At 64.3% G+C, this 26,413-nt stretch carries 22 protein-coding genes and 4 tRNA genes; 3 read left to right on the forward strand and 23 right to left on the reverse strand.

Going from position 1 to position 26,413, the window contains the following annotated elements; all coding sequences use genetic code 11:
• Positions 1-16: 16 nt before the first annotated feature.
• The 13 genes from EBS_RS07205 to EBS_RS07265 all read right to left on the reverse strand — a co-directional run bounded on the left by EBS_RS07205 (position 17) and on the right by EBS_RS07265 (position 13,772).
• A complete protein-coding gene (locus EBS_RS07205; protein WP_231892781.1) occupies positions 17-376 on the reverse strand; it encodes a DUF1924 domain-containing protein in 360 nt (119 codons plus the stop codon).
• A gap of 32 nt (positions 377-408) precedes the next feature.
• Positions 409-1,002, reverse strand: coding sequence for a cytochrome b/b6 domain-containing protein (locus EBS_RS07210; RefSeq protein ID WP_043108007.1), 594 nt, complete (start codon positions 1,000-1,002; stop codon positions 409-411).
• A gap of 76 nt (positions 1,003-1,078) precedes the next feature.
• Positions 1,079-2,752, reverse strand: a complete 1,674-nt coding sequence (locus EBS_RS07215; RefSeq protein ID WP_052199389.1) for a hypothetical protein — start codon at positions 2,750-2,752, stop codon at positions 1,079-1,081.
• A 6-nt stretch (positions 2,753-2,758) separates the two neighbouring features.
• Positions 2,759-4,429: a thiamine pyrophosphate-binding protein gene (locus EBS_RS07220; protein WP_043108008.1), complete on the reverse strand. Its 1,671-nt coding sequence runs from the start codon at positions 4,427-4,429 to the stop codon at positions 2,759-2,761.
• A 254-nt stretch (positions 4,430-4,683) separates the two neighbouring features.
• Entirely contained in the window at positions 4,684-6,576 is a 1,893-nt protein-coding gene (locus EBS_RS07225) for a SurA N-terminal domain-containing protein (RefSeq protein WP_043108009.1), read from the reverse strand.
• Positions 6,577-6,656: 80 nt separating this feature from the next.
• Positions 6,657-6,733: transfer RNA gene (locus tag EBS_RS07230), tRNA-Asp, on the reverse strand.
• 9 nt (positions 6,734-6,742) lie between these two features.
• Positions 6,743-6,818 (reverse strand) — tRNA-Val (locus tag EBS_RS07235).
• A 13-nt stretch (positions 6,819-6,831) separates the two neighbouring features.
• Entirely contained in the window at positions 6,832-7,104 is a 273-nt protein-coding gene (locus EBS_RS07240) for an HU family DNA-binding protein (RefSeq protein ID WP_043108010.1), read from the reverse strand.
• Between the two features lie 253 nt (positions 7,105-7,357).
• On the reverse strand, positions 7,358-9,781 hold the full coding sequence (gene lon, locus EBS_RS07245; protein WP_043108012.1) for an endopeptidase La: 2,424 nt from the start codon (positions 9,779-9,781) through the stop codon (positions 7,358-7,360).
• A gap of 166 nt (positions 9,782-9,947) precedes the next feature.
• Positions 9,948-11,222 (reverse strand): ATP-dependent Clp protease ATP-binding subunit ClpX, encoded by a 1,275-nt coding sequence (gene clpX / locus EBS_RS07250; protein ID WP_043108013.1) that lies wholly within the window; start codon positions 11,220-11,222, stop codon positions 9,948-9,950.
• 173 nt (positions 11,223-11,395) lie between these two features.
• Positions 11,396-12,031, reverse strand: coding sequence for an ATP-dependent Clp endopeptidase proteolytic subunit ClpP (clpP, locus tag EBS_RS07255; protein WP_052199390.1), 636 nt, complete (start codon positions 12,029-12,031; stop codon positions 11,396-11,398).
• Between the two features lie 36 nt (positions 12,032-12,067).
• Positions 12,068-13,381 (reverse strand): trigger factor, encoded by a 1,314-nt coding sequence (gene tig, locus EBS_RS07260; protein WP_043108015.1) that lies wholly within the window; start codon positions 13,379-13,381, stop codon positions 12,068-12,070.
• A gap of 306 nt (positions 13,382-13,687) precedes the next feature.
• Positions 13,688-13,772 (reverse strand) — tRNA-Leu (locus EBS_RS07265).
• A 65-nt stretch (positions 13,773-13,837) separates the two neighbouring features.
• On the opposite strand from EBS_RS07265, the gene EBS_RS12965 reads away from it, so the two are divergent.
• Together EBS_RS12965 and EBS_RS14270 are read left to right on the forward strand one after the other, a co-directional pair.
• On the forward strand, positions 13,838-14,716 hold the full coding sequence (locus EBS_RS12965; RefSeq protein WP_052199391.1) for a CPBP family intramembrane glutamic endopeptidase: 879 nt from the start codon (positions 13,838-13,840) through the stop codon (positions 14,714-14,716).
• A gap of 107 nt (positions 14,717-14,823) precedes the next feature.
• Complete coding sequence (locus EBS_RS14270; protein WP_171816210.1) at positions 14,824-14,994, forward strand: hypothetical protein; 171 nt, start codon at positions 14,824-14,826, stop codon at positions 14,992-14,994.
• A gap of 177 nt (positions 14,995-15,171) precedes the next feature.
• Here EBS_RS14270 and ihfB read toward each other — a convergent pair whose 3' ends face one another.
• The 4 genes from ihfB to aroA form a co-directional block, all read right to left on the reverse strand.
• Complete coding sequence (gene ihfB, locus EBS_RS07275; RefSeq protein ID WP_269446347.1) at positions 15,172-15,495, reverse strand: integration host factor subunit beta; 324 nt, start codon at positions 15,493-15,495, stop codon at positions 15,172-15,174.
• Positions 15,496-15,546: 51 nt separating this feature from the next.
• Positions 15,547-17,226, reverse strand: coding sequence for a 30S ribosomal protein S1 (gene rpsA / locus EBS_RS07280; protein WP_043108017.1), 1,680 nt, complete (start codon positions 17,224-17,226; stop codon positions 15,547-15,549).
• A 154-nt stretch (positions 17,227-17,380) separates the two neighbouring features.
• A complete protein-coding gene (gene cmk / locus EBS_RS07285) occupies positions 17,381-18,055 on the reverse strand; it encodes a (d)CMP kinase (RefSeq protein WP_052199392.1) in 675 nt (224 codons plus the stop codon).
• Positions 18,048-19,352, reverse strand: coding sequence for a 3-phosphoshikimate 1-carboxyvinyltransferase (gene aroA / locus EBS_RS07290; protein WP_052199619.1), 1,305 nt, complete (start codon positions 19,350-19,352; stop codon positions 18,048-18,050). Before aroA ends, cmk begins: the two co-directional genes overlap by 8 nt.
• A 142-nt stretch (positions 19,353-19,494) precedes the next feature.
• Between aroA and EBS_RS07295 the strand changes: the two genes are divergently transcribed.
• Positions 19,495-19,569 (forward strand) — tRNA-Asn (locus EBS_RS07295).
• A 268-nt stretch (positions 19,570-19,837) separates the two neighbouring features.
• Here the strand turns inward: EBS_RS07295 and EBS_RS07300 are convergent.
• From EBS_RS07300 to EBS_RS07325, 6 genes are all read right to left on the reverse strand, one after another.
• A complete protein-coding gene (locus tag EBS_RS07300) occupies positions 19,838-20,785 on the reverse strand; it encodes an MBL fold metallo-hydrolase (protein ID WP_043108019.1) in 948 nt (315 codons plus the stop codon).
• A 4-nt stretch (positions 20,786-20,789) separates the two neighbouring features.
• Complete coding sequence (gene tadA, locus EBS_RS07305; protein ID WP_043108020.1) at positions 20,790-21,254, reverse strand: tRNA adenosine(34) deaminase TadA; 465 nt, start codon at positions 21,252-21,254, stop codon at positions 20,790-20,792.
• A 25-nt stretch (positions 21,255-21,279) separates the two neighbouring features.
• The gene (gene guaA, locus EBS_RS07310) at positions 21,280-22,857 is read right to left on the reverse strand and encodes a glutamine-hydrolyzing GMP synthase (protein ID WP_043108021.1); all 1,578 of its coding nucleotides are present in this window, start codon (positions 22,855-22,857) and stop codon (positions 21,280-21,282) included.
• 233 nt (positions 22,858-23,090) lie between these two features.
• Positions 23,091-24,563 (reverse strand): IMP dehydrogenase, encoded by a 1,473-nt coding sequence (guaB, locus tag EBS_RS07315; protein ID WP_043109441.1) that lies wholly within the window; start codon positions 24,561-24,563, stop codon positions 23,091-23,093.
• Between the two features lie 283 nt (positions 24,564-24,846).
• Positions 24,847-25,494, reverse strand: a complete 648-nt coding sequence (gene adk, locus EBS_RS07320) for an adenylate kinase (protein WP_043108022.1) — start codon at positions 25,492-25,494, stop codon at positions 24,847-24,849.
• A gap of 239 nt (positions 25,495-25,733) precedes the next feature.
• Entirely contained in the window at positions 25,734-26,375 is a 642-nt protein-coding gene (locus tag EBS_RS07325; RefSeq protein ID WP_043108025.1) for an adenylate kinase, read from the reverse strand.
• Between the last annotated feature and the right edge of the window lie 38 nt (positions 26,376-26,413).

Consider the following 26,413-nt stretch of genomic DNA (forward strand, 5'->3'; position numbering starts at 1 on the left):
TGCCGGTACCTCCCAATCAAAGTGAATTCAGCCAGCTCAACAGGTTGGCCTTTTCGGCCGCCGTGCACTCCCTTCCCAGGGTCCACTTGCAATTGCGCCTGAACCACTTGGCGACCTTTTTCGGATCGGTGAAACGTTTCGGATTGACCGACGGCGCCATCGGCTCGATGCGCTTGCCCGTACGCTTGTGCTTTCCCGGGCGGGTCAGGTCCCTGCCGTGACAGGTCGTGCAGGAACGGCCCTTGACGCCTTCTGTCATCCACAGGCGTTCACCGGCAGCCACATCGACCTGTCCTTCGGCAGCCTGGACATACTGCTGTATGACCCCTTCCCGATCGGCACCCGCCGCGCAGGCCAGCCCGAACGGCGCCAGCACCAGACTGGCACTGACAAGAAAAACTCCTGTCTTCATACGTCATCCCCTTTCGTTTCGCCCGTATTTGCCGGCTTGCGGCCTGTGAGCATGGCATGCACCAGGTTCTCGCCATGCAGGCGACTGCTGAGCACCACCCCGACGACGTGCAGCACCACCAGCAGCAGGGTGAGATTGGCGAAGAACTCGTGTACCTCTTCGCCCAGTTCATCGAATGCCTCGCCTGTACCACAGAGGTAGCTGGCCAGCGGCCCGGCACACTCGTCCCCGCCGTAGATGATCAGGCCGGTGACGACGGTCAGGACAAGCGACAGCAGCAAGGCCACGACCATGGCGCCACCCGCCGGGTTGTGTCCGAGATAGCGACGCGCACGTCCGGCGAGCTCTGCCTTCAGGTAGGCGATCACCTCTCCGGGAGGACGGACGAAATCGGAAAACCGGGCGTGTTTCGAGCCGATGAATCCCCAGACGATACGGAAGGCCACCAGTCCGCCGACCAGGTAACCCGCCCAGACATGCAGGGTCATGAAATCGTCTTCGGTGAGATAGGCGACAAAGAACCCGGCCACCAGACTCCAGTGAAAGATGCGGACCAGCGGATCCCATACCTTGATGGTCAATGTGCTCATGACTTACCTCCTGCGACTGATGGAGGTGAGCATAGCGGGCGAAGCTGAAAACAGGCTGAAAAGACCGAAGGCGTTCTCAACCGACGATCTCCGCCCAGCGCGCCTGCTGGGCCGGGAGCTCGCGGACGGCAACAGCCAGGCGGCGTATCCAGTCTGCGCGAAAGGCGGGATCTTCCAGGGCACGAACGGCAGCGGCCTGCGGCGCGTAATTGTGCCGTACCAGCCGTGCAAAGTGACGGTAGGGCTCAAACAGTCTGTCCTCTACCCGGTGGTGGCCATCGAGCCGACGCTCGAAGGTGGCGAGCCGCTCCATCACCTGCTCGCGTACCTGCCGGTATTCGCCCAACAGGCGTTCGCCCACGTTATCGAACAGGGCCTCGACGCGGTCCCCCTTCGGCAGATGGGCGGGGTAGCCTGCGCCGACCAGCTCGATGATGCCGAACAGCATCAGGTCACCCACGAACTGGCGCTGGTACTCGCCCGACAGCTCGACCAACGCGCCCTCATGACGCACGCCGGGGCGGTATTCCGCGCTGCCGGTCTGCGGCTCGGCGCGACGGTGCAACAGGGGCAGGGCCGCCTGCACGAAACGTTCGCCCAGCTCCTGCTGCAACAGCCGGCCGAGCGTGGGGCCGGCCATGCGCAGCTTGAGCGCGGCAAACGGGATGCCGTGGCGCAGACCCGCGCGGTTGAACACGTAATTGCCGGTATAGACGGTACGCGCCGGGGACAGGCTGGTCTCGACATCGACCGGCGAGAACGGCGTGACGCGGGTCGGGTGCTCGCCATCGAAAAACCGTGACAAACGCTCCCCCAGTGCCTGCAAGGTATCGACATGGGTATGCGCTCCGTCCAGCGGACAGGCGTATTCGAACGTCTGTGCCGCGGCATCCAGTCCGAACAGGGCCGCCATATCGTGATAGGCACCGTGCCCGGCACCGGCCGTCTCGCCGTGAAAGCCGCAGGCCGCACCGGGAGCTGGCAAGGCGCTCTCGAGGATGCCATTGAGATCCTGCAACAAGGTACCGGCCATCACAGCCGGCGAGACCGGCGGGTCACCCACCACCTTGCCGGTCAGCACCTCGATGTCATGGGTGCGGAACAGGCGGTCGATATGGCGTGCATGATCCAGCAGGTAGCGTGGCCGCGCGGCAAACGGATCGACATGGAACACCTGGTCGCTGTCGATGAAATGAAACAGCGGCCGTGTGAATCCCTGGCGAGCCAGCCACAGCATGGCGATGTTGCGCGTCACCGAGGCCCCCTTGTGCCCCATGGCCTCGGCGCGCTGCCGGCCCAGAAACAGCGGCAGCGTCGCCTGCAGCGGCTCGATCAACGCCCATTGCGCGGCCGTGTCCAGGTAATGGGCATCCAGCCCGGCCGCGGCGATCTCACGCACCAGGTCGGCGTGCGCGCGCCGGTTGGCGAGATCGAGCGAGTCCTCGACCACCAGCATCGACACGCCACCGGCATGAGCGAAACCCCGCTGGTGCTCGGCGAGGCTCTCGAGACAGTGCCGCAACTGGCGCGGCCGGTCGGCGACCGGCACCACCACGACCAGCCGATGGGCGACCGCGCGTTCACGCGCTGCTGCCTCGCGACAACAGGCCTGGTAGAGCCTTTCGAGTTCACGGCTGGGATCGGCCCAGAGCGCCTGTTCGAGACGAGCCAACAAGGTGTCGTGATCCACGGCCTCCGCCGTGCTCATGCCCAGCCGCTGGCGGGCCGCTTCGAACGCCGTCTCCGCCATACCGCCTCAGTGCCGGCGCGAATCGTAATTGGGGAAGGCGTCGCGCTCGAGCACGATCTCGATCAGGGTGCGCCCGGCGACGAAATCGACCTGCTCGAACACCGCGTCCACCTCGTCCGGGCGCGCGATGCAGTGATGGGCCATGCCGAAGCTGGCCGCCAGTTGCCGGTAGTCTGGATTGACAAAATCGCAGTCGATGTAACGGCCCGCGTAGTTCTGTGCCTGGTTCTTGCGAATCAGCCCCATGGTGGCGTTGTTGAACATCACCACCGTGATCGGGATGTCGTAGTTCACCGCGGTCATCAGTTCCATGCAGCACATCTGGAAGCCGCCATCGCCGAGGATGGCCATGGCCGGCACCTCGCGGGCGAAGCGCGCACCGATGGCCGCCGGGATGGCATGCCCCAGCGAGGAGATGCCGCTGTTGGGAAAGAAACGCACGCCCTCGGTCACATCCAGGAAATTCTGCGCAAAGATGATGTTGTCGTCGAATACCATCAGCCCCGGCAGGTGTTCGGCCTGGAGGCGCCGGAAGAAGCGCTCGACCACCGAGAAGCCGGCACGGAAGATCTCGCTGGTGCCGGCCTCACGGCGCCTGGCCGGCACATGTGGTGCGCGGGTACCGGTGGCGCGGCTGCGTGCCCCGCCCTGCTGGCCGATGCGCGAGAGCACCCCATCGAGGACCGCACGGATATCGCCGATCACCGCCACATCCGCCTTGAATACCTTGTTGAGCTGCTGCGGGTCGTTGTCCACCTGCGCGATACGCTTGCCGGCGAGCAGGGCCTGGTCCCAGAGATAGCTGGTGCGCTCGTTGAAACCGGCGCCGAGAAAGATCACCGAATCCGCATGATCCACGATGTAACGGTAGGCAAAGCCGGTCGAGGTCACCCCCAGGCTGCCCAGCGAACGCGGCGAGTTCTCGGCGATCACCCCCTTGCCCTTGAGACTGGTGGTCATCGGAATGTCGAGGGTCTCGCTGAGACGCTCGACCAGGGCCTCGCCGCCCGAGCGAATACAGCCGTAACCGGCAACGATCACCGGGTTGCGTGCATCGAGCAACAGGTCGGCCAGGGCGTCGATCTGCTCGTGCCGCACATGGATGCCATTGAGTGGCCTCGATGTGACCACCTGGTCGAGTATCGCTTCGTCCACCTGTTCCTTCTGCACGTTGAACGGCAGGCTGAGCAACACCGGCCCCGGGGTGTCCGACAGCAGCTCACGCGCCGCCTGGTTGAGCACATTGGCCAGGTAGTCGGTGCGCTCGATCAGGCGCCGGTAGCGGGTGATGCCTTCGAACAAGGTGCACTGATCGATGGCCCCGCCCTCGCCCGCACTCTCCTGCAGGCCGCCCTTGCCGAAGATGTGGGTGGAGGTCTCGCCGGTGATCAGCAGCAGCGGCTGGCGATCGGCATAGGCACTGGCGACCGCGGTGACGGTGTTGGTGGCCCCCGGCCCCGCCGTGGTGATACAGCAAGCGATGCCGCCACTGACCCGCGCATGACCACACGCCATGAAGGCCGCGCCCTGCTCGTGCTTGGCAAGCACCGTACGAATGGAGGAGTCATACAGGGCATCGTAAACAGGCAGGATGTGCGCTCCCGGCATGCCGAAGACGCAATCGATGCCCAGACGCTCCAGAAAGCGGACGATCAGCTCGCTGACTTGAATCTTCATGGCCTGCCGGGGTTGCGACACCTGGGGGCGATTCTATCGCCTTCTACGCAGGCCGCCCATTCCTGTATTCGGCCCGGGGACGGGCCTCCTGCGAACCTGTGGGAGCGGCGTCCTCGCCGCGAATGTTCGGCCCGGGGACGGGCCTCCTACGGCAGGAGCGGCGTCCTCGCCGCGAACGGTTCGGCCCGGGGACGGGCCTCCTACGGCAGGAGCGGCGTCCTCGCCGCGAACGGTTCGGCCCGGGGACGGGTTGCCTATTTGAGCGTCACCTCGATGTCGGCACGGGCGCGCAGCGCCTGCAACACGCCCCGGAACTCGGCGCTGCCAAGGACCTGCCGCAGCCGCGCCAGGCGCTGCTCGCGCTGGGTCTTGTCGAGGGCATCGAGATCGCCATCGATCACCTGGTCCACCGCGATCAGGAAGTAATCACCATTGGCCGAGACCACGCCGCCATGGGCGGGCTTGCCATCGGCCGGGCGCGGTGCGTCGAAGGCGGCGCGTGCCACCTCGGCCGGGGCACCCTCGCCACCTCGCCGACCGACCGTGGCCTGCTTCAGCTCCCAGCCATTCGCCTTGGCCAGGCCCTCGAGGTCAGCCCCTGCGCGCAGTTCCGCTAGCCGTTTCTCCCCTTCGGCGCGCGCCTTGTCCGAGGCCCGGGCACGGGCAGCGGCCTGGCGGACCTGGTCCTTGACCGCCTCGAAGGGCTTGACCGTCGCCTCCTCGTGCTCCTCGACGCGCACCACCACCGCGTGGGTCGGCGCCAGCTCGATCACGTCGCTGTTGTTGCCCTCGCCGAGCACGTCGTCGGAGAAGGCCGCGCTGACCACCTTGGGCGAATCGATCGCCGGCGGCAGGTCACCACTGCGCGTGATCCAGTCGCTGTGCTGGACCTTCAGCCCCAGCGCCTCGGCCGCCGGGGCCAGGCTGTCGGGCGTTTCATAGACGAGGTCCGCCAGGCGTTCAAGGCGTTCGAAATAGATCTCCTCGGCCTGGGCGCGACGATAGGCCGCCTCGACCTTGTCACGTACCTGCTCGAAACTGGCCTCGGCGCCACCGCGCACATCGGTGACCTCGATGATGTGATAGCCGAACTCGGTCTTGACCGGGCCAGTGATCTCGCCCGGTTTGGCCGCAAACACCGCGTCCTCGAAGGGCTTGACCATCACCCCGCGGTTGACCCAGCCCAGGTCGCCACCGTCGGCAGCAGACCCCGGATCCTTGGAATGTTCCTTGGCCAGCGCCGCGAAATCTGCCCCCTGGCGCAACTGTTCGACCAGTTGCTCGGCCTGCTGGCGCGCCTTGTCCTCGTCACCCTCGACGGGGATCAGGATGTGCCTCACCCGGCGTTCCTGCTCGGCAACGAATTCGCCGCGGTGGTCTTCGAAATACTGGCGCACCTTCTCTTCGTCCACCGGCACCTCGTCGGCCAGCTCCTTCACGTCCAGCTGTATCCAGGCCAGCTTGACCCGCTCAGGCACCTGGAAGTCACGTTGCGAGCGTTCGTAGTACTGCCGGGCCTCCTCGTCGCTGACCGCCGCGACATCGAGAAAGCCTTCGGCGGGAATCCGTGCATAGCGAATCTGCCGCCGCTGCTCGCCCAGGCGTACCTGCTCGGCCAGGTCGGTGTGGGTGACGATCGCGGTATCCCGAATGCCCGACTGTTGCTGCGCCCGGATCATCTCCTCGCGCACCAGGGCCTCGAAGCCGGCCTTGGTCAACCCCCGGCTGCGCACCGTGGCCTCGTACAGGCTCATGTCGAACTTGCCGCCGTTCTGCAGGCCGGGCAACGAGCGGATAGAGGCCGCCACCTGCTCGTCACTCACCCGCATGCCCCAGTCGTCGGCCGCCTGGCGCAGCAGGGTCTCGTCGATCATCGCCTGCAACACCTGCGGCTTGAGCAGCTTGTCGGAGAAGATATCGGCATTGAAGGCCGGTCCCAGGCGCTGGCGCATCGAGTCGCGGAACTCGCGTACCCGGCGCTCGAGCTGCCGGACGGTGATGTCGGTGCCATCGACCGAGGCCACCACCGGGTCGGCGCTGACCCCGAGATACTGCTGTATGCCGAACAGCGCAAAGGGAATACTGATGAGGATCACGATTGTCCAGGCGATCCACCCCTGGGCCTTTTCTCTGATTGCCTGCAGCATGGTCTGTCTTGTTGTTCGTCCGGATTGAATTCGATGCAAAAAAAAACGGGGTATCGCAATGATACCCCGTCTTTCAGAGTTGGCGGAGTGGACGGGACTCGAACCCGCGACCCCCGGCGTGACAGGCCGGTATTCTAACCAACTGAACTACCACTCCTTTTACCCGTGGTGGGTGCTGCAGGGATCGAACCTGCGACCCTCGCCTTGTAAGGGCGATGCTCTCCCGGCTGAGCTAAGCACCCCGTTCGAGGTGCGTTAATTTACAGCATCTTTGAACGCTTTGCCAGCCTTAAATGCAGGCGATTTGGAAGCCGCGATCTCGATGGTTTCACCGGTCTTGGGATTGCGGCCCTTGCGCGCGGCACGCTCGCGCAGCGTGAAGGTACCGAAGCCAATGATGGACACGCTGTCGCCCGACTTGATGGCCTGGGTGATGGCGTCGATCATGCCGTCCAGCGCGCGGCCGGCGGCGGCCTTGGAGATGTCGGCAGCGTCTGCCATGGCTTCGATGAGCTCAGTCTTGTTCATGTCGTTGAATGCCCCCTTTGGATACTCCGGCCTGACCCGGCCAGGACGTCATCCAAATTTCAGTCTTTAAGAGTGAGCGGCTCCTGCCGCAAAACAAAAAAAGAGCGGCTTTATAGCAGCCGCTCCCGAATCCGGTCAAGCGCTGGCGGCGTCCAAGGCCCCCTACTGAACTCCCCTGCAAGCGGGGAGAGTCCGGGGCCTCTCTGACGGGGCGCCGCGCAGGCCCTTATTCTACCAGCGATCGCGCCGATAATCAATGATGGCGCAGCCCGTCCTTGTCGCTTTCTTCGCTTTTTGCAGTCTCCGCTGCCTTCGCGTCCTCGCTGTCGGTTCGCGGCGTCGGCATCGTGAGCAGCGCGATCTGCAACACCTCGTCGATCCACTTGACGGGACGGATGTCGAGGTTCTGCTTGATGTTCTTGGGAATCTCGACCAGGTCGCGCTCGTTTTCGGAGGGGATGATCACCGTCTGGATGCCGCCACGATGCGCCGCCAGCAGCTTCTCCTTGAGACCGCCGATGGGCAGCACCTCGCCGCGCAGGGTGATCTCGCCGGTCATGGCCACGTCGGCCCGCACCGGGATGCCAGTCAGCGCCGACACCAGCGCAGTGCACATGCCGATGCCGGCACTCGGACCGTCCTTGGGCGTGGCGCCCTCGGGCACGTGGATGTGCACGTCGACCTTCTCGTAGAAGTCCGCATTGAGCCCCAGCGCCTTGGCGCGGCTGCGCACCACGGTCATGGCGGCCTGGATGGACTCCTTCATCACGTCGCCGAGCTGGCCGGTATGTGTCAGCCGCCCCTTGCCGGGGGTGAGCGCCGCCTCGATGCGCAGCAGTTCGCCGCCGACCTCGGTCCAGGCCAGGCCGGTGACCTGCCCGACCTCATCGTGTTCCTCGGCACGGCCGTAGCGGAAACGCCGCACGCCGAGATACTTGTCCAGCGACTTGGGCGTAACCGTGACCTTCTTGCCCTCCTTACCCTTGAGCAGCAGGTCCTTGACCACCTTGCGACAGATCTTGGCGATCTCGCGTTCGAGGTTGCGCACCCCGGCCTCGCGCGTGTAGTAGCGCACAATGTCGCGCACCGCCGCCCCGCGGATCGCCAGCTCCTCCTCCTTGAGGCCGTTGTTCTTCATCTGCTTGGGGATCAGGTAGTTCTCGGCGATTGCCACCTTTTCAGCCTCGGTGTAGCCCGAGAGACGGATGACCTCCATGCGGTCGAGCAGCGGCGCCGGGATGTTCATGCTGTTGGCAGTGGCCACGAACATGACCTCGGAGAGGTCGAAATCCACCTCCAGGTAGTGGTCCTGGAAGGTGTGGTTCTGCTCCGGGTCGAGCACCTCGAGCAGCGCCGAGGCCGGATCGCCGCGGAAGTCCATCGCCATCTTGTCGATCTCGTCGAGCAGGAACAGCGGATTGCGCGTACCGACCTTGATCAGGTTCTGGACGATCTTGCCGGGCATGGCGCCGATATAGGTACGGCGGTGACCACGGATCTCGGCCTCGTCACGCACCCCGCCGAGCGCCATGCGCACAAACTTGCGATTGGTCGCGCGCGCGATCGACTTGCCCAGCGAGGTCTTGCCCACCCCGGGCGGCCCGACCAGGCAAAGGATCGGGCCCTTCAGCTTGCGCACCCGCTGCTGCACGGCCAGGTACTCCAGAATGCGCTCCTTGACCTTCTCCAGACCGTAATGGTCGGCATCCAGCACCGCCTGGGCGCGCGCGATGTCGATGCGCACCTTGGTGCGCTTCTTCCACGGCACGCTCACCAGGGTGTCGATGTAGTTGCGCACCACCGTGGCCTCGGCCGACATGGGCGACATCAGCTTGAGCTTGTTCAGCTCGGACTGCGCCTTGGCCTTGACCTCTTTCGGCATGCCGGCCTTCTCGATCTTCTCGCCCAGATCCTCGAGCTCGTTGGGCACGTCGTCCAGCTCACCCAGTTCCTTCTGGATGGCCTTCATCTGCTCGTTGAGGTAGTACTCGCGCTGGTTCTTCTCCATCTGGCGCTTGACCCGCCCGCGGATGCGCTTCTCCATCTGCAGGATGTCATTCTCGCCTTCCATGAGCGCCATCAGGTGCTCCAGGCGCTCGCGCACGCTGGCGATCTCGAGGACGTGCTGCTTTTCCTCGATCTTCAGCGCCATGTGCGCGGCCATGGTGTCGGCCAGGCGCGAGGGCTCGTCGATGCTGGCCAGCGAGGTCAGCACCTCGGGCGGCACCTTCTTGTTGAGCTTGACGTACTGGTCAAACAGGTCGGTGGCCGAGCGCATCAGCACTTCCATCTCGCGCTCGGAGGTATCGACCTGATCCTCGACCGGCTCGATGGCCGCGGCCAGATAGCCCTCGGCAGCGACGTAATCCTTGATGCGCGCGCGCTGGTTGCCCTCGACCAGCACCTTGACGGTGCCATCCGGCAGCTTCAGCAACTGCAGGATGTTGGCCAGCGTGCCCACCTCGTGCAGGTCACTGGCCTCCGGGTCGTCGATGTCGGCTGCCCGCTGGGCGACCAGCAGAATCTGCTTGTTGTCGGACATGGCCGCATCCAGCGCCTGGATGGACTTTTCGCGCCCGACGAACAACGGTATGACCATGTAGGGATAGACCACCACGTCGCGTAGCGGCAATACCGGCACGCTCAAGGGGCCACTACCCTGAATTTCCTGTCCCATGGGTTCCTCCGAAAGACGTTCCCCGGACCGGGAAGCGCCTGAATGTCTGTCTGCCGTCCCGAGTTCGGGCCGGCGATCTGGGTGTGAACTTGATTGAGATCAATCTGGGGACTTCCCCGGCAAAATCAAGTTATAAAAAATGCCCGGGCAGGCCGGGCATTCGGAATCAGTCGGAAGCCGCCATCTGCTGGTCCGCCCCCTCGAAGATGATCAGCGGCTCCGATTCGCCCTGCACCACGGACTCGTCGATCACCACTTTGCTGACATTCTTCAGCGAGGGCAGGTCGTACATGGTGTCGAGCAGGATCTGCTCGAGGATGGTACGCAGGCCACGCGCGCCGGTCTTGCGCTCCATGGCCTTGCGGGCGATGGCGCGCAGGGCGTCGTCGCGGAACTCGAGCTCGGCGCCCTCCATCTCGAACAGGCGCTGGTACTGCTTGACCAGGGCGTTCTTCGGTTCGGTGAGGATCTGCACCAGGGCTTCCTCGTCCAGCTCCTCGAGCGTGGCGACCACCGGCAGGCGGCCGACGAATTCGGGGATCAGGCCGTAGGAGATCAGGTCCTCGGGCTCCACCTCGTGCAGGATCTCGCCCAGGTTGCGCTTCTCTTCCTTGCTGTGCACCTCGGCGGAGAAGCCGATGCCGCCCTTCTCGGAACGGTTGCGGATCACCTTGTCGAGCCCGGCGAAGGCGCCGCCGACGATGAACAGGATGTTCGAGGTATCGACCTGCAGGAATTCCTGTTGCGGGTGCTTGCGCCCCCCCTGCGGCGGCACCGAGGCCACCGTGCCCTCGATGAGCTTGAGCAGGGCCTGCTGCACGCCCTCGCCCGAGACGTCCCGGGTGATCGAGGGGTTGTCGGACTTGCGCGAGATCTTGTCGATCTCGTCGATGTAGACGATGCCGGTCTGCGCCTTCTCGACATCGTAGTCACACTTCTGCAACAGCTTCTGGATGATGTTCTCGACATCCTCGCCGACATAACCTGCCTCGGTCAGCGTGGTGGCATCGGCGATGGTGAAGGGTACGTTGAGCAGCCGCGCCAGGGTCTCGGCCAGCAGGGTTTTGCCCGAGCCGGTGGGACCGATGAGCAGGATGTTGCTCTTGGAGATCTCGATCTCGTCCTTCTTGCCGGACATCTCGAGACGCTTGTAATGGTTGTAGACGGCCACCGAGAGAACCTTCTTGGCCCGCTCCTGACCGATGACGTACTGGTTCAGGGTCTCGTTGATCTCGTGCGGCGTGGGCAGCCCGCGCGAGGACTCCGGCGCGTTCTCCTGCATCTCCTCGCGGATGATGTCGTTGCACAGCTCGACGCACTCGTCGCAGATGAACACGGACGGGCCGGCGATCAGCTTGCGCACCTCGTGCTGACTCTTTCCACAGAAAGAGCAGTAGAGCAGCTTGCCGTCGTCGTTCTTGCCGTGTCTGTCGTCACTCATACTCTAGTACCCTGTTGTGTTGCGACCGGGACAGCGGCGAACCTTTCACCCCTTGTCCACGGTTTACGACCCCATCATATCGGAAACCGTTCCATTGACAAGCCGACAATTACCGCCAGCTTTGCCTGCGAATTACGGTCTCCGCCGGGCGTCGACACGGCCTATGAGCCCGCTCAATCCGTGCCGCCGCGCCGTGAGACCACCTCGTCGATCAGCCCGTAGTCACGGGATTCCTCGGCGCTCATGAAGTTGTCCCGGTCGGTGTCCCGGCCGATCTCCTCGAGCGAACGGCCGGTGTGCTCGGCCAGGATCGTGTTCAGGCGTTCGCGGATCTGCAGGATCTCGCGGGCATGGATCTCGATGTCGGTCGCCTGTCCCTGAAAACCGCCCAGCGGCTGGTGGATCATCACCCGCGAGTTGGGCAGCGCATAGCGCTTGCCCTTCTCGCCCGCGGCCAGCAGTATCGCGCCCATGCTCGCCGCCTGGCCGATGCACATGGTGGTCACGTGCGGCCGGATGAACTGCATGGTGTCGTAGATCGCCAGCCCGGCGGTCACCGAACCACCCGGCGAATTGATGTACAGGTGGATGTCCTTGTCCGGATTCTCCGACTCGAGGAACAGCAGCTGCGCCACGATCAGGTTGGCCATGTGGTCTTCCACCGGCCCCACGCAGAACACCACCCGCTCCTTGAGCAGTCGCGAATAGATGTCGTAGGCGCGCTCGCCACGCGCCGTCTGCTCCACCACCATCGGCACCAGGCCGAGGTTCTGCGGTTCGAAAGTGTTCATGCCCTTGGTATCGATCATGCAGAAAAATCCTTGAGTGTTATTTCGGAGACCGGTTCAATTCTGCGCCTGTTGCTCGGGGTTCATCACCTCGGAGAATGTGCGCTTGTCTTCCTTGACCTCGACCTGTTCGAGCACCCAGTCCACAACCTTGTTCTCGAGCACCAGGTTCTCGAGCGAGGCCCGCTGCTGCGGGTTGTTCAAATAATAGTCCACGACTTCCTGCGGGTCTTCGTAGGACTGCGCCAGCTGCTCGATCATTTGACGCACGTCGTCCTCGGAGGCCTCGAGGCCCTGCTTGTCGATGATCTCGCCGACCAGCAGCCCCAGGTGTACCCGCACCCGCGCCTGCCCCTCGAACAGGCTCGCCGGCAGGTCCAGCGACGACTGCTGCCCGCGCGCCTGCATGTCGGCCATGGCCTGCTGCTTCATGCGCTCGGCCTCCTGCTTGACCATCGCATCGGGGACCTCGACGGGATTGGCCTCGCGCAGCAGGGCCATGACATTGTCCTTGGCCAGGCCCGACAGCTTCTGCGCCAGCTCGGTCTCCATGTTCTTGCGCACCTCGGCGCGCAGGGCCTCCTCGGTGCCCTCTTCAACGCCGAAGTCCTTGACGAACTGCTCGTCGATCTCGGGCAGACGGGCCTCGAGCACCTTGCGCACCGTGATCTCGAAGCTGGCGGGCTTGCCGGCCAGGTGCTCGGCCCGGTAATCCTCGGGGAAGGTGACCTCCACGGTGCGGGTCTCGCCAGCCTTGGCGCCCAGCAGGCCGGATTCGAAGCCATCGATCATGGAGCCGGAACCCAGCACCAGCGGCACGTCCTCGGCAGTGCCGCCTTCGAAGGCCTCGCCGTCGATGAAGCCCTTGAAGTCGATGTGCACGGTATCGCCGTCCTGCGCAGCACGATCGACCTCTTCCCAGCTCTGACGCTGGCGGCGCAGCTTGTCGATCATCTCGTCCACGTCCGCCTCGGTCACCTCGGCCACCGGCTTGACGACCTCCTTGCCGGACAGGTCGGCCAGCTCGATCTCGGGCATCACCTGGAAGGTGGCGGTGTAGCTCAGACCACCTTCCTCGGCGGCATCGCGCAGCTCGATGCTGGGATCACCGACCGGGGCCACGTTGGACTGCTCGGCCGCCTCGTAGAAGGTGGCCTGGATCAGGTCGCCATAAACCTCCTGACGCACCTGGTCACCAAAACGCTGGCGCACCACGCGCACCGGCACCTTGCCGGGACGGAAGCCATCGAGACGAATATTCTTCGCCAGCTCGGTGAGCTTCTTCTCCACCTCGGTCTCGACCTGCTCTTTCGGCAGATCCACCAACAGACGCCTTTCCAGGCCCTCGCCAGACTCAACAGAAACTTGCATGAAACATTCTCCGGCAGCCCTGACTGCCCATATCGGTTCAAATTACGGGTGATCCAGTATCGGGGAGAATCCCCGGGGAATGCCCCGAACAGCCCACGGGCCGCGAGAGCGCGGCCCGGAGTCACTCGATACATCCCCAAGGAACCTCCGAACGCGTCGTGACCCGGAATCCTGACGCCGGCCTGCACCAGTTCCGCGTTGCGAATCTTCGCAATAGCAGGCTATTACGTGCGATTCGCGCCGTGAACCGACGCATTCCAACGCCAATCTCCCCGATCCAGACCTGTCCGGAGGTTCCTTGAATCCTGGTGCGAAAGGAGAGACTCGAACTCTCACGGGTTGCCCCACTGGAACCTAAATCCAGCGCGTCTACCAGTTCCGCCACTTTCGCATCCACCGCTCGTCGCGGGAAACGCCTAGTATACAATACCTGCCTTGTCGACATAGCCCGATCCCATGCGCGTATTCCTTGCCTTCGTCCTGTACCTGGTCGCCTGCATGGCCACCTCGGCGCTGCTCCTGCCCTGGCTGCAGCCCCTGTTCCACGCCACCTTCGGTGCCACGCCCGACCGCGCCCTGTACCGTTTCGGCATGCTGCTGATGTTCCTCGGCCTGCCGCTGCTGGCACGCGCCCTGGATCTGCGCGATCGCCAGACCCTGGGCCTGGCCACCGGCCCGGAAGGCTGGCGCCGCCCGCTGGGCCTGGGACTGCTCTGGGGACTGGGCATGCTCGGGGCAGTACTCGGGCTGCTGATGGCCAGCGGAATACGCTACCTGGCACCCGGGACGCTGTCGGCAGGCAGCCTGTTCTCGGCGGCGCTCGCCGGCCTGGGCTCCGGCCTGGCCGTCGGCCTGATCGAGGAATTCTTCTTTCGCGGCGCCCTGCAGGGCGGCATGCGCCGATCGCAGGGTTTGTGGCCCACCGCCCTGGCCATCGGCCTGTTCTACGCGGTGGTGCACTTCATCCGCCCCACGCCCCTGCCCCCGGAGACCCCGCTGACCGTCACCAGCGCCCTGGGCATGCTCGGCGGCGGGCTGGCGCAGCTCACGCAATTCGGCGAGTACGCCGACAGCTTCGCCACCCTGGTCATCGCCGGAATCTTCCTCAGCCTGACCCGCGAGCGCACCGGCGCCATCTGGTTCGCCATTGGCGCGCATGCCGGATGGGTCATGGTGATCCGGATCGCCAAGCGGCTGACCAACACCGATCACCAGTCACCCTGGATCGGCCTGATCGGCGACTACGACAACATCACCGGCTGGCTGGCCAGCGGGGTGTTGCTGGCAGGTGTTTTGCTCTATGCACGGCGCGCTTCTGCCACCAGTTCGACATGATCCTCACCCGGGAAACTGGCGATTCCAGCCTGGCACAACGTTCTTGATTTGTTCTCCCCGTGTGCTAGCATGAGGAGAACAAACAAAGAACGAGCGTGGAGGACACCATGAAATCCGATAGCCGCTATGTCATGCACGATCAGGTCCGCGGTCTGGTTCCCGATCTGATGCGATTCGACGCCCAGGGCGGGCGACGACTGAGAAACACCTTCGGCGAGCTGCTTCTGTTCGCACTGGCCACCCTCGCCTACCTGCTCGCCCTGGGGCTCAGCAACTGAATCCCGTTTCCCTGTCATTTCGACCAGAAGAGACAGAATCGACCCTGCGGCCTGGTCTCCCGGGAAGCTGAAAAAGCGCACTTTCTCCTCCCCCATGGCACAATGGGTAAAGGGCGCCCCTCCTGGCCTCTCCCCGCAAGCGGGGGAGAGGCCTTTTCAGAGGTTTTCCCAGACGCTTCAGGATGTCTCTTCCTGTGGCGACTGGTAGTTCTTGTTGACCCGCTCGCGCAATTCCTTGCCGGGCTTGAAGTGCGGCACGTACTTGCCTGCCAGTTGCACCGCCTCGCCGGTCTTAGGGTTGCGCCCGATGCGCGGCGGCCGGTAATGCAGGGAGAAGCTGCCGAATCCCCGGATCTCGATCCGGTTACCAGTGGCCAGCGCCTGACTCATCTGTTCGATCATGCACTTGACCGCCAGTTCAACATCCTTGTACGCCAGATGGCTCTGCTCCCTGGCAATGACTTCGATCAGTTCCGACTTGGTCATTACGTGTTTCCCGATGATGTGGCGGGGCAGCGCAAGCTGCCCCGCCAATGCAGCTCAGACTGTTCCTTACTTGTCGGCGTCGAGCTGCTCCTTGAGCAGATCGGCCATGGAGGTCTTGCCGGCCGAGCTCGCATCGCTGTTGTACTGCGAGATGAGCGCCTTTTCCTCTTCGTAGTCCTTGGCCTTGATCGACAGGCTGATGCTGCGGTTGCGACGATCGACGCCCATGAACTTGGCCTCGATCTCGTCGCCTTCCTTCAGCACGCTGCGTGCATCCTCGACACGGTCACGCGACAGGTCGGAGGCCCGGATGTAACCTTCCACACCCTCGTCCAGTTCGACGATGGCACCCTTGGCATCGACCTCGCGCACGATACCCTTGACGATGGCGCCCTTGTCGTGGGTGGCCAGCCAGGTGGAGAAGGGGTCCTTGTCGAGCTGCTTGATGCCCAGGGAGATACGCTCGCGCTCGGGATCGACCGCCGCCAGCACCACGGTTTCGATCTCCTGACCCTTCTTGTAGTTGCGGATCTCGTCCTCGCCGGTGTCGTCCCAGGAGATGTCCGACAGGTGGACCAGGCCGTCGATGCCGCCGTCCAGGCCGATGAAGATACCGAAATCGGTGATCGACTTGATGACGCCGGTGACATGATCGCCCTTCTTGTAGCGCTCGCCGAACTCTTCCCAGGGGTTGGGCTGGCACTGCTTCATGCCCAGCGAGATGCGGCGACGCTCCTCGTCGATGTCGAGCACCACCACTTCGACTTCCTGACCCAGGGTGACCACCTTGCTGGGATGGACGTTCTTGTTGGTCCAGTCCATCTCGGAGACGTGCACCAGGCCCTCGACGCCGTCTTCGATCTCGACGAAGGCGCCGTAGTCGGCAATGTTGGTGACCTTGCCGAACAGGCGGGTACCCTCGGGATAACGACGGGTGATGTTGACCCAGGGGTCTTCACCCAGCTGCTTCAGGCCGAGGGAGACGCGCATCTTCTCGCGGTCGAACTTGAGTACCTTGACCTCGATCTCGTCACCGATCTCGACCACCTCGGAGGGGTGCTTGACCCGCTTCCAGGCCATGTCGGTGATGTGCAGCAGGCCATCGATGCCGCCCAGGTCCACGAAAGCACCGTAGTCGGTGAGGTTCTTGACCACACCCTTGACCACCTGGCCCTCGGCCAGGTTGGCGAGCAGCTTCTCGCGCTCTTCGCTGTATTCCTTCTCGACCACGGCACGACGCGAGACCACCACGTTGTTGCGCTTCTGGTCCAGCTTGATGACCTTGAACTCGAGGTCCTTGCCCTCGAGATAGGAGGTGTCGCGCACCGGGCGCACATCGACCAGCGAACCCGGCAGGAAGGCACGGATCTCGTCCAGCTCGACGGTGAAGCCGCCCTTGACCTTGCCGTTGATGCGGCCGACCACGATCTCGTCGTTTTCGAAAGCCTTCTCGAGCTTCCGCCACGCATAGTGGCGCTTGGCCTTCTCGCGCGACAGGCGGGTCGCGCCGAAACCATCCTCCACGGCCTCGAGGGCCACTTCGACCTGATCACCCGGCTTGACCTCGACGTTGCCATCCTTGTCGGTGAACTGACTGATCGGGATGCGGCCCTCGGACTTGAGGCCGGCATTGACGATCACTTCGTCGCCGTCGATGGCGACCACAGTGCCGATGACGATGCCACCGGGCTGGAGGTTGGTGCTGTTGAGGCTCTCTTCGAAGAGCTCGGCAAAACTTTCTGACATGTTGAGTTACCCAAGGCCCGTTCGGGCCGAATTCGCCGCAGCCGAGGCTCCGGCACTGGTTGAAGTTGAACGAACGCAGGCCAGGCGACCTGCCCCCAATGCGTGTCCCTTGCGGAACGCCATAACGAAACAGCCCCGGCGAACCGGGACCTGCTCAATCCACCGACGGCAACACCTCGCGCGCCGCCTGCAGAATACGTTCGACCACCGCATCGATGGTCATGCCGGTCGAATCGATGACCAGCGCCCCCGGCGCCGGAACCAATGGCGAAACGGCGCGATTGCGGTCGCGCTCGTCACGTTCACGGATCTCGGCGGCGAGACGATCAATATTAGACGATATACCCTTTTCCTTCAACTGCTTATAACGCCTTCTCGCACGTTCCTCGGCGCTGGCGTCGAGAAACACCTTGAGCGGCGCATCGGGGAACACCGCGGTCCCCATGTCACGTCCGTCGGCCACCAGCCCGGGCGGACGCGCCGCACGCCGCTGCCAGTCGAGCAGGGCCGCGCGCACCTCGGGCATGGCGGCCACCCGGGAAGCGTTGTTGCCGGCGGTCTCCGAGCGGATCGCCAGGGTCACATCCTCCCCATCGAGAAAGATCCGTCCCTGCTCGAAGCGCACATCGAGATTCGCCGCGATTTCTGCCGCCTTTTGCGGATTTTCGAAGCCAATCCCTGCCTTTTCGACCGCCAGACCGGTCAGGCGATAAAGCGCCCCCGAATCCAGCACGTGCCAACCCAGGGCCTTGGCCAGGCGCGCCGAGACGGTGCCCTTGCCCGAGCCACTGGGGCCATCGATGGTGATCACCGGCACCGACTCAGCCACCGTTCACCTCGATGGCCAGGCCGGTAGCCCCTGCCAGTTCGACAAAGCCGGGGAAGGAAGTGTTCACGTTGGCGCAGTCATCGATCAGGATCTCGCCGTCGGCACGCAATGCGGCCATGGCAAAGGCCATGGCGATGCGGTGGTCGCCATGGCTGTCCACCCGGCCGCCACCGATGCGCCCGCCGCGGATCACGATGCCATCGGGCGTCGGCCGGGCATCCACCCCCAGCGCCTGCAGGCCGTCGGCCATCACCTGGATGCGGTCGGACTCCTTGACCCGCAGCTCCTCGGCGCCGGTGAGCACAGTCTCGCCCTCGGCGCAGGCCGCGGCGACGAACAGCGCGGGAAACTCGTCGATCGCCAGCGGCACCAGCGCCTCGTCGATGCGAATGCCCTTCAGGGGCGTACTGCGCACCCGCAGATCGGCCACCGGCTCGCCACCGACCACGCGCTCGTTGCTCACCGTGATGTCCGCCCCCATGGCGCGCAGGATATGAATGACGCCGTCACGGGTCGGGTTCATGCCCACGTGTCTCAGCGTGAGGTCGGAGCCCTCGGCGATACTCGCGCCGACGAGGAAAAAGGCCGCCGAGGAGATGTCCGACGGTACGTCGATGTCGCAGGCGACCAGACGACCACCACCACGCACCCCGCGCCGCGGCCCGTCGATCATCACCTCGTAGCCGAAACCCTGGAGCATGCGCTCGGTGTGATCGCGCGTGGGTGCAGGCTCGCTCACCCAGGTCTCACCTTCGGCATACAACCCGGCCAGCAGCAGGCAGGACTTCACCTGGGCACTGGCCACCGGCATGGCGTAGTCGATGCCACGCAGACCGTCCACCGGACGGATCACCAGTGGCGCGGTGCCCTTCGGCGTGGTGTTGATCTCGGCACCCATGCGCGCCAGCGGCTCGGTGACCCGCTTCATGGGACGGCGCGACAGGGAGTTATCGCCGATCAGGGTGACCTCGAACCCCTGCCCCGCCAGCAACCCGGCCAGCAGGCGCATCGAGGTGCCCGAATTGCCCAGGTCCAGTGGCACGTCGGGTGCACTCAGCCCGTGCATGCCCACACCGTGAATGGTTACCCGACCGTCCTCGGGACCCTCGATCTCGACCCCCATGGCACGAAAGGCATTCAACGTGGCCAGCGCGTCCTCTCCCTCGAGAAAACCCTGCACCCGCGTCGTGCCCTCGGCCAGCGAACCGAGCATGATGGAACGGTGAGAAATGGACTTGTCGCCTGGCACGCGGACATCGCCGCGCAGACGACCACCGGGCTGCACCCTGAACTGAATGGAAGACACGCTCTCTAGGCCCTGCAGGATCACGGAAGGCCGCAAAGGCTAGCGCCCGCCCGTGGCAATTACAAGCCGACCCAGTAGCAAAGGGTCTTGACCACCCTCCTGCTGCTCAGTAATATTCGCGGCCTCAAGCCACTCCCCTGTGGCGCAGCGGTAGCGCAGCGGACTGTTAATCCGTTGGTCGTTGGTTCGAATCCAACCGGGGGAGCCATACACAGAGCCCGGCCAAAGCGCCGGGCTTTTTCATGCCCCCACACCCCGGTTGGGTTCGAACCAACGACGTTCCGGAATGGCGGTTCGACAACGGCGCAGCCGTTGGTCGCGCGCAGCATGGGGTAGAGGCCGCCCGGGATGAGGAAGGTGTCGATTCCTGGCCATGCCGGGAGGCCCCTCCCCGCAAGCAGGGAGGGGGCCGTTCTCCCTGGTTGCCGAAGGTTCACCCCTCCCCCGCTCGCGGGGGAGGCCGGGAGGGGGAGAAGCTACTCCGCCAGCGATTCCGCCTCCATCGAGAGATAGACGTTGTAGGCGTTGACGCGATGCGCTGCCTCGAAGGCCGGCAACTGCGAGAATTCCGACCAGTCGGCGGATTCGAAGGCGGTCTTGAAGTCTTCCATTTCCTCGACCGCAGCGCCCATCACCTCGCGCAAACGCTGCAGATAGCGCCGGGTCAGCGTGATGGCGGCGGCAGGGTTGCGTGCCGCGGGGCCATGCCCTGGCACCAGAGCGACAATCCCCTTGCTCTCGAAGCCTTCCAGGGTATCCAGCCAGTGCTTCGTGTCGGCATCGCCAACGAAGGGCACGCGCCCCTCGAAGATGATGTCGCCGGAATACAGCACGCGGTCGGGGGTGACGAACACCGTCATGTCGCCATCGGAATGCGCCTTGCCGAGGTAATTCAGGCGAAAGCCCACGCCCCCCAGTTCGAACTGCTCCACCCCGTCCACGATGCGATCCGGCAATACCAGGCGGGTATCGTCGTCCACCCAGGGAAACAGCGAGACCCGGCGCTCTTCCAGGCGGTTGATCGCGGCGTCCGAATCCAGGTATTCGAATACCCCCTGCGGCGCGATGATCTCCGCGCCTTCGTCCTTGAACACCTGCAAGCCATAGATGTGATCGGCATGGTAGTGGGTGAGGATCACCTTCACGACCGGCTGGTCGGTGATGCCGGCGATCAGGCCACGCAGCTTCTCGGCCAGCGAGGGCGAGCCCAGGCTGTCGATCACCACCACGCCGGCATCGGTGACCACGAAGCCGGCGTTGGAAATGAAGCCCTTGTTCTCGGTCGCTGCCCCGGCAGCCCCCTGCACATAGTAGCTGTGCGGCCCCACCTGCCGGACCTGCATGTCCACATCGACCGGGGCATAACGGGTGGCCGCCCAGGCCAGTACGGGCAGCAACAGGAGCAGCTTGAACAGTGACTTCATGAATTCATCTCCGATTTCGACGCGCGCGGAAGAAGGCACGCAACAGTTCGCCCGCCTCGTCGGCCAGCAGGCCGCCGTCGCAGGCGGTGCGGTGGTTGAAACGGGCATCCGAGGGCAGCATGTCGAACACGCTGCCGGCGGCACCGGTACGCGGATCGCTTGCCCCGAACACCACCCGCGCGACACGCGCATGCACGATGGCCCCAGCGCACATGGGGCAAGGCTCCAGTGTGACATACAAGGTGCTGTCGGGCAGTCGGTAGTTGCCCACTGCCTTCCCGGCTGCCCTCAGGGCCATGATCTCGGCGTGTGCGCTCGGATCGTGCTCGCCGATGGGGCGATTCCAACCCTCGCCTATTGGCTCGCCGTCACGCACCAGGACCGCACCGACAGGCACCTCGCCCTCCGCCTCGGCGCGCCGCGCCAGGGCCAGGGCATGGCGCATCCAGTGTTCGTCCTCGGCGTTCATGAGCAATGACGCCCGGGGACCGGGATCATTCCCACTCGATGGTCGCCGGCGGCTTGGAGGAGATGTCGTAGGCGACGCGCGAGACGCCCGAGACCTCGTTGATGATGCGCCGCGAGACGGTCTCCAGGAACTCGAAGGGCAGGTGCGCGAAGCTGGCGGTCATGAAGTCGATGGTCTTCACCGCGCGCAGGCTGATGACATATTCATAGCGCCGGGCATCGCCCACCACGCCCACCGAACGCACCGGCAGGAAGACGGCGAAGGCCTGGCTGACCTCGTCGTACAGACCGGCCTTGCGCAGTTCCTCGATGTAGATGTGATCGGCCTGGCGCAGGATGTCGGCGTATTCCTTCTTCACCTCGCCGAGGATGCGCACGCCCAGCCCCGGCCCCGGGAAGGGATGGCGATAGACCATGTCCGCGGGCAGGCCCAACTCGATGCCGATCTTGCGCACCTCGTCCTTGAACAGTTCGCGCAGTGGCTCGACCAGTTCGAGTTTCATGTGCTCGGGCAGGCCGCCGACATTGTGGTGCGACTTGATCACGTGCGCCTTGCCCGAGGCGGCACCGGCCGACTCGATGACATCGGGATAGATGGTGCCCTGCGCCAGGTAGCGGGCATCCTCTATCTTCGCTGCCTCTTCCTCGAAGATCTCGATGAACAGGTTGCCGATGATCTTGCGCTTCTTCTCGGGGTCGGCCTCGCCGGCGAGCGCGGCGTAGAAACGGTCGGCGGCGTCCACGCGGATCACCTTCACGCCCATGTGCTTCGCGAAGGTGGCCATCACCTGGTCACCTTCGTGCAGGCGCAGCAGACCGTTGTCCACGAAGATGCAGGTGAGCCGGTCGCCGATGGCACGATGCAGCAACGCCGCCACCACCGAGGAGTCCACGCCACCGGACAGGCCCAGGATCACCCGCCCGTCGCCGATCTGCTCGCGCATCTGCGCAATGCTGTCCTCGATGATGTTGCTCGGGTTCCACAGGGCGTCGCAGCCGCAGATGCCCCGCACGAAGCGCTCCAGGATGCGCCCGCCCTGCTTGGTATGAGTGACCTCGGGGTGGAACTGGATGCCGTAGAAACCCCGATCCTCGTCGGCCATGCCGGCAATCGGCGCGTTGTCGGTGCTGGCGATCACCTTGAAGCCGGGCGGCAGCTCGATCACCCGGTCGCCATGGCTCATCCACACGTCCAGCAGTCCCCAGCCCTGCTCGTTGGTGTGATCCTCAATGTCGCGCAACAGCTCGGAATGACCGCGCGCGCGCACCTGGGCATAGCCGTACTCGTGCTTGTCCGAGGACTCCACCTTGCCACCAAGCTGCGCCGCCATGGTCTGCATGCCGTAGCAGATGCCCAGCACCGGCACGCCCAGCTCGAACACGAGCTGCGGCGCGCGCGGCGTCTCCTCGGCGGTGACCGTCTCCGGCCCGCCCGAGAGGATGATGCCGCGCGGCTGCTGCTCGCGGATCGCCTGCTCGCAGTTGTCGTAGGGCCAGATCTCGCAATAGACGCCGATCTCGCGCACCCGGCGTGCGATGAGCTGGGTGTACTGCGAGCCGAAGTCGACGATGAGAATGCGATGGTCGTGGATGTCAGTGGTCATGGCGATTCAGATTCAGGGCCGATGAAAGAAAACCACAAAGAGCACAAAGAACACGAAGGCGCTTGCGTTCGCAAACCATTCAGCAGGGAAAGCGTCTCTATCTCCCCCACTGATCAGACCGTTTCGCAAAGCGGCCCGCCGGAATGGTTCCGTTAAAGGATGCGCCTCCCATTCCTTTGTGTTCTTCGTGCCCTTCGTGGCAGATCAGAAAGGTTTCTTCCGCTTCCGACGACTCAGTCGCGGCGGTAGTTGGGTGCTTCCTTGGTGATCTGCACGTCGTGGACATGCGACTCGCGGATGCCCGCGTTGGTCACACGCACAAACTCGGGCTTGGTGCGCATCTCCTCGAGATTGGCGCAACCGGTATAGCCCATGCTGGCACGCAGGCCACCGGTGAGCTGGGTGATGACGTTGATCAACGGCCCCTTGTAGGGAACCCGGCCCTCGATACCCTCGGGCACCAGCTTGTCCTTGTCCTTGGTGTCTTCCTGGAAGTAGCGGTCGCTCGAGCCCTGCTTGCCGGACATGGCACCCAGCGAGCCCATGCCGCGATACGACTTGTAGGAACGCCCCTGGTAGATCTCGACCTCGCCGGGCGACTCATCGGTGCCGGCGAACAGGCCGCCGATCATCACCGCATGGGCGCCGGCAGCGATCACCTTGGCGATGTCGCCCGAGTAGCGCAGGCCGCCGTCGGCGATCAGCGGCACCCCGGTCCCCTTGAGAGCGCGCGCCACGTTGTCCACGGCAGTGATCTGCGGCACACCCACGCCAGCGACCACACGGGTAGTGCAGATCGAGCCCGGGCCGATGCCCACCTTGACCGCGTCCGCACCCGCCTCGATCAGCGCCTGGGCAGCCGCGGCGGTGGCGATGTTACCGCCGATCACCTGCACCTCGGGGAAGTTCTTCTTGATCCAGGCGACGCGCTCGATCACGCCGACGGAATGGCCGTGCGCGGTATCCACGGTGATCACGTCCACCCCGGCGGCAACCAGCGCCTCGACGCGCTCGTCGGTCCCCGCGCCGGCACCAACCGCCGCACCCACGCGCAGGCGTTCCTCGCTGTCGCGGCAGGCCTTGGGATAGTCGGTGGCCTTCTGGATGTCCTTGACGGTGATCAGCCCGCGCAGCTCGAAGTCGTCATTGACCACCAACACCTTCTCGATGCGGTGCGCATGCAACTTGGCGACCACCTCTTCACGACTGGCGCCCTCGGGCACCGTCACCAGGCGATCCTTGGGCGTCATGATGGCCGAGACCTTCTCGTCCAGCCGGGACTCGAAGCGCAGATCACGGCTGGTGACGATGCCGACCAGCTCGTTGCCATCGACCACCGGCACCCCGGAGATATTGTTGGCACGGGTAATGGCCATCACCTCGCCGATGCTCAGATTGGGCGAGACAGTGATGGGATCGTGGATCACACCGCTCTCGTAACGCTTGACCTTGCGCACATGGGCCGCCTGCTCGTCCGGCTCCATGTTCTTGTGGATGACGCCGATACCGCCTTCCAGCGCCATGGCGATGGCCAGGCGTGCCTCGGTCACCGTATCCATGGCAGCGGACACCAGGGGAATGTTGAGCGTAATATCTCGGGTCAGACGGGTGGCGAGATCGACATCCTTGGGCAGGACGTCCGAGCGCGCCGGAACCAGCAGCACATCGTCGAATGTCAGGGCTTCTTGATCTTGTGCAAGGCGCATCAGCACTCCGGGAAGGCAGGTGAAAAGGATAGCCGCGCATTATAGGTTTCAGGGAGCTGCCGGTAAACCGCGCCCACCGCGAATGTTCGGCCCGAGGACGGGCCTCCTGCCGCAGGAGCGGCGTCCCCGCCGCGAAGATTCAGCCCGGGGACGGGCCTCCTACGAACCTGCGGGAGTGGCGTCCCCGCCGCGAATGTTCGGCCTGGGGACGGGCCTCCTACCCTAGGAGCGGCGTCCCCGCCGCGAACGCCCACCTTGCCGCAAACGATTCGGCTCGAACAGATCAGCCGTCGAGGCCGGCGAAGATGGCATCGCGGACCTCTTCGACCCCGCCCAGGCCACTGACCTTGACGTACTTGACGTTGCCGGCTTCCGCCTCCTTGCGATAGAAGTCGATCAGCGGCTCGGTCTGTTCGTGATACACCTTGAGACGCTGGCGGACGGTTTCTTCCTTGTCGTCGTCGCGCTGGATCAGGTCCTCGCCGGTGACATCGTCCTTGCCCTCGACCTTGGGCGGATTGAAGATCACGTGGTAGGTGCGCCCCGAGGGCAGGTGCACCCGGCGTCCGGACATGCGCTTGATGATCTCCTCGTCGGGCACATCGATCTCGACCACCGCATCAATCGGGATGCCGGCGTCCTTCAGCGCCTGGGCCTGCGGGATGGTGCGTGGAAAGCCATCGAACAGATAACCGTTGGCGCAATCGGGTTCCTTGATGCGCTCCTTCACCATGTCGATGATGATGTCGTCGGAGACCAGTCCCCCCTCGTCCATGATTTTCTTCGCCGCCTTGCCGAGTTCGGTGCCGGCCTTGACGTGCGCCCGCAGCATGTCGCCAGTGGAGATCTGCGGGATGCCGTAGCGTTCGGTGATGTACTTGGCCTGGGTGCCCTTGCCGGCCCCGGGGCCGCCCAACAGGATGATGCGCATGGTAGTTCCTCCTCCATATCGAACGTCCGAGCATGCCAGTTCGGGGCCTGCCGACCAATTCGCATATTCCAATACGTGAATCGAGGTTTTTTATCGGCGCCCGACGAACGCCTCCACCGCGAACGCTCGGGCCTGGGACAGACAGATCTCCTGCCGAATGCCGAACCAGGAAAAACCACAAAGGACACGAAAAAGCCCGGCCGGGGCCGGGCTTTTCCGAGGCATCGATCGCCTGTCTATCAGACGCCGACGTGCTTGCGAATGGCCTCGACCACGGCATCGCTGGAGGTGGCATTCACGTCCAGCAGCAGGCCTTCCTTTTCGTAGAAACCGACCAGCGGGGCGGTCTGCTCGTTGAACACGTCCAGGCGCTTGGAGATGGCCTCCTCGGTCTCGTCGGCGCGCTGCACCACCTTGCCACCGCACTTGTCGCACACGCCCTCGACCTTGGGTGGGTTGCTCTTGACGTTGTAGATGGCGCCGCAGTCCTCGCAGGTGCGACGGGTGGTCAGGCGGTCGAGGATCACCTCGCGCGGCACATTCAGGTTGACCGCAGCCTGCAGCTCGATACCCAGCTTGGCCAGCAGTTCCTTGAGCGCCTCGGCCTGCGGAATGGTGCGCGGAAAACCGTCGAGCAGGAAACCGGCCTTGCAGTCGTCTTCCAGCAGGCGCTCGCCCATGATGTCCATGATGAGCTCGTCGGGCACCAGTTCGCCGGCCTTCATGTACGACTCGGCCTTCTTGCCCAGTTCGCTGCCCTCCTTGACCGCGGCACGCAGGATGTCGCCGGTCGAGATCTGGACCGAACCGTCGATCGCGGTCAGCATCTTGGCAACGGTGCCCTTGCCGGCACCAGGGGCGCCCAGAAGAATCAGTCGCATGGCTAGCTCCTCGAGAATATCTGTAAATTTTGTAAAAC

The organism is endosymbiont of unidentified scaly snail isolate Monju (genome assembly GCF_000801295.1).
Taxonomy (GTDB): domain Bacteria; phylum Pseudomonadota; class Gammaproteobacteria; order Chromatiales; family Chromatiaceae; genus MONJU.

Excerpts from the sequence above, each read along its gene's own strand:
- EBS_RS07210 (WP_043108007.1), bottom strand. The coding sequence starts at position 1,002 with ATGAGCACATTGACCATCAAGGTATGGGATCCGCTGGTCCGCATCTTT.
- EBS_RS07215 (WP_052199389.1), bottom strand. The coding sequence starts at position 2,752 with ATGGCGGAGACGGCGTTCGAAGCGGCCCGCCAGCGGCTGGGCATGAGC.
- EBS_RS07220 (WP_043108008.1), bottom strand. The coding sequence starts at position 4,429 with ATGAAGATTCAAGTCAGCGAGCTGATCGTCCGCTTTCTGGAGCGTCTG.
- EBS_RS07225 (WP_043108009.1), bottom strand. The coding sequence starts at position 6,576 with ATGCTGCAGGCAATCAGAGAAAAGGCCCAGGGGTGGATCGCCTGGACA.
- EBS_RS07240 (WP_043108010.1), bottom strand. The coding sequence starts at position 7,104 with ATGAACAAGACTGAGCTCATCGAAGCCATGGCAGACGCTGCCGACATC.
- lon (WP_043108012.1), bottom strand. The coding sequence starts at position 9,781 with ATGGGACAGGAAATTCAGGGTAGTGGCCCCTTGAGCGTGCCGGTATTG.
- clpX (WP_043108013.1), bottom strand. The coding sequence starts at position 11,222 with ATGAGTGACGACAGACACGGCAAGAACGACGACGGCAAGCTGCTCTAC.
- clpP (WP_052199390.1), bottom strand. The coding sequence starts at position 12,031 with ATGATCGATACCAAGGGCATGAACACTTTCGAACCGCAGAACCTCGGC.
- tig (WP_043108015.1), bottom strand. The coding sequence starts at position 13,381 with ATGCAAGTTTCTGTTGAGTCTGGCGAGGGCCTGGAAAGGCGTCTGTTG.
- EBS_RS12965 (WP_052199391.1), top strand. The coding sequence starts at position 13,838 with ATGCGCGTATTCCTTGCCTTCGTCCTGTACCTGGTCGCCTGCATGGCC.
- EBS_RS14270 (WP_171816210.1), top strand. The coding sequence starts at position 14,824 with ATGAAATCCGATAGCCGCTATGTCATGCACGATCAGGTCCGCGGTCTG.
- rpsA (WP_043108017.1), bottom strand. The coding sequence starts at position 17,226 with ATGTCAGAAAGTTTTGCCGAGCTCTTCGAAGAGAGCCTCAACAGCACC.
- EBS_RS07300 (WP_043108019.1), bottom strand. The coding sequence starts at position 20,785 with ATGAAGTCACTGTTCAAGCTGCTCCTGTTGCTGCCCGTACTGGCCTGG.
- tadA (WP_043108020.1), bottom strand. The coding sequence starts at position 21,254 with ATGAACGCCGAGGACGAACACTGGATGCGCCATGCCCTGGCCCTGGCG.
- guaA (WP_043108021.1), bottom strand. The coding sequence starts at position 22,857 with ATGACCACTGACATCCACGACCATCGCATTCTCATCGTCGACTTCGGC.
- guaB (WP_043109441.1), bottom strand. The coding sequence starts at position 24,563 with ATGCGCCTTGCACAAGATCAAGAAGCCCTGACATTCGACGATGTGCTG.
- adk (WP_043108022.1), bottom strand. The coding sequence starts at position 25,494 with ATGCGCATCATCCTGTTGGGCGGCCCCGGGGCCGGCAAGGGCACCCAG.
- EBS_RS07325 (WP_043108025.1), bottom strand. The coding sequence starts at position 26,375 with ATGCGACTGATTCTTCTGGGCGCCCCTGGTGCCGGCAAGGGCACCGTT.